The 2,615-nt window shown below is 73.2% G+C and carries 2 protein-coding genes; both read left to right on the top strand.

Annotation, left to right across the window (positions count from 1 at the left end; translation table 11 throughout):
* The coding region (locus L810_RS42960) for a cellulose biosynthesis cyclic di-GMP-binding regulatory protein BcsB (protein ID WP_042978419.1) at positions 1-1,335 on the top strand (1,335 nt) is incomplete at its 5' end.
* A gap of 3 nt (positions 1,336-1,338) precedes the next feature.
* Entirely contained in the window at positions 1,339-2,562 is a 1,224-nt protein-coding gene (bcsZ, locus tag L810_RS42955) for a cellulose synthase complex periplasmic endoglucanase BcsZ (RefSeq protein WP_042978418.1), read from the top strand.
* Positions 2,563-2,615 lie beyond the last annotated feature (53 nt).

Raw genomic sequence — 2,615 nt, 5'->3', positions numbered from 1 at the left:
CGCGCGGCGCTGTCGGGGCCGGCGGCGACGGTCGCGCACGTCGATCCCGGCGCGCCGCGCAAGCCGTACGACGCGCCGCGCTGGTTGCCCGTGAACCGGCCGATCGCGTTCCGCGAGCTGGTATCCGATACGCGCCAGCTGGAAGTGCGCGGCACGACGCCCGACGCCATCCGCCTGAACCTGCGCGTGCCGGCCGATCTGCATTCGTGGAACGGCGCGGGCGTGCCGATCACGCTGCGCTACCGCTACACGGCGCCGACCGTGCAGGACAACTCGACGCTCGCCGTCGAGATCAACGAGCAGCTCGTGAAGTCGTACCGGCTCGGGCCGTCCCATGCCGAGGACGCGCACGGCCGCATGCAGCTGCCGCTGCTGTCGGTGCCCGAAGGGCGCGTGACGAGCGACGTCGACATCCCGGCGTTCCGGGTCGGCAGCGGCAACCAGCTGCAGTTCCGCTTCACGCTCGACTCGCAGAAGACGGGCCTGTGCTCGAGCACGGCGACCGAGCCGCAGCGCGCGGCGATCGATCCCGATTCGACGATCGACTTCTCGCACTTCGTCCATTACGCGCAATTGCCGAACCTCGCGTTCTTCGCGAACAGCGGCTTCCCGTTCACGCGCTTCGCCGACCTGTCGCAGACGGCCGTCGTGATGCCCGACCGGCCGTCGCCGCAGGAGCTCGAGGCCTACCTGACGATGCTCGGCCACATGGGCGAATGGACCGGGTTTCCGGCCCTGCGCGTGCAGGTCGCGCGGCCCGGCGACGTCGCCGCGCTGTCGGGCAGCAAGGACCTGCTCGTGATCGACGGCTCGCCCGCGTCGCCGCTGCTCGCGCACTGGCGCTCGGCGCTGCCGCTCGTGATCGGCGAGCAGGGCGGCGCGGGCAGCGAAGGCACCGCGCGCATCGCGTTCTCGGTGAAGGAGCGCTGGCGCAACGGCGTCGGCCTGGCCGAAGGCGGCGCGCACATCGAGCAGACCGGCTCGCTCGCGGCGCTTGCCGGGTTCGAGCTGCCGGGCAGCCGGGGGCGCAGCGTGGTCGCGCTGACGGCGACCGACCAGCCGCGCCTCGGCGACCTGCTCGACGTGTTCGAGAACGCCGGGCTCGTGTCGCAGCTGCAGGGCGACCTCGCGCTGGTGCGGCCGGGGCAGGTCGACAGCCTGCGCGTCGGCGAGCCTTACGTGGTCGGCTTCGTGCCGTGGTATGCGCGCGTGTGGACGGAAGCGGCGCGGCATCCGGTCGTGCTCGGCGCGGTCGGCGTGGTCGCGGGGCTGTTGCTCGCGCTCGGCGTGTTCAGCGTGCTGCAGAGAATCGCCGCGCGTCGACGGGGGATGTAACGGATGGCGCGGGTTATGGCGAAGCGACGGGCAACGCGGCCGGCGCGGCGCGTCGGCGCGGTACTCGCGCTGGCGGTGGCGATGACGTGCACGGCAGCCGGCATGGCCGCGCGCGCGCACGCCGCGGGTGCGGCTGACGCGGCCGACGCGGGATGCGGCGCCGCGTGGCCGCGCTGGGACGCGTTCAAGCGCGATTTCATCTCGGCCGACGGCCGCGTGATCGACGTCGGCTCGGCCGATTCACGCACGGTGTCGGAGGGGCAGGCGTATGGACTCTTCTTCGCGCTGGTCGCGAACGACCGGCGCATGTTCGACACGATCCTCGCGTGGACCGAGAACAATCTCGCGCAGGGCGACCTGAGCGCGCACCTGCCGGCGTGGCTGTGGGGCCGTGCGCCCGACGGCGCGTGGCGCGTGCTCGACGCGAACGCGGCGTCGGACGCCGACCTGTGGATCGCGTATGCACTCGTGGAGGCCGGACGGCTGTGGCACGAGCGCAGCTACACGGCGCGCGGCGCGCTGCTCGCGAAGCGCGTGCTCGACGACGAGACCGCGACCGTGCCGGGCCTCGGCCTCACGCTGCTGCCGGGGCCGACGGGGTTCAAGCTCGCCGACGGCCGATGGCGCGTGAACCCGAGCTATTCGCCGCCGCAGGTGATCCGCGCGCTCGGCGCGCGCCTGCCCGACGACCGGCGCTGGGCCGCGCTCGCCGCCAGTACCGGCCGCGTGCTGCTCGACACGGCACCGAAGGGCTTTTCGCCCGACTGGGCGCTGTATCGCGCGGGCACGGGTTTCGGGCCCGATCGCGACACGCATGCGGAGAGCGCGTACAACGCGATCCGCGTGTATCTGTGGGCCGGCATGCTCGACCGCGCCGATCCGCTCGCCGCGCCGTTGCTCGCACGCTTTGCGCCGTTCGCCGACTACATCGCCGCGCATGGCGCGCCGCCGGAGAAGGTCGACACGACGACGGGCGTCGCGGGGCCGAACGACGGCAACGGCGGGTTTTCGGCGGCCGCCGTGCCGTTCCTCGACGCGCGCGGCCAGCGTGCCCTCGCCGATGCGCAGGCGGCGCGTGTCGATACGCTCGCGCGCCAGTCGGCGCCCGGTTACTACACGAGCGTGCTGACGCTGTTCGGGCTCGGCTGGCGCGACGGGCGCTACCGGTTCGGCGCGGACGGCACGCTCGACGCCCGCTGGGGAGGCCGCTCGTGCGCCGCCCGCTGAAGCGCGCCGCGCCGCACGTCGCAGATCGGAAGAGCACACGTCTGAACTCCAGT

The sequence above is a fragment of the Burkholderia sp. AU4i genome (assembly GCF_000466765.1).
In the GTDB taxonomy this organism is placed as follows: domain Bacteria; phylum Pseudomonadota; class Gammaproteobacteria; order Burkholderiales; family Burkholderiaceae; genus Burkholderia; species Burkholderia cepacia.
The sequence above is the reverse complement of the archived record's forward strand: the minus strand, read 5'-3'. Positions and strand labels throughout refer to the sequence as shown.

Bases quoted from the DNA above. Each gene is read 5' to 3' on its own strand.
- bcsZ (WP_042978418.1), top strand. From the start codon at position 1,339: ATGGCGCGGGTTATGGCGAAGCGACGGGCAACGCGGCCGGCGCGGCGC.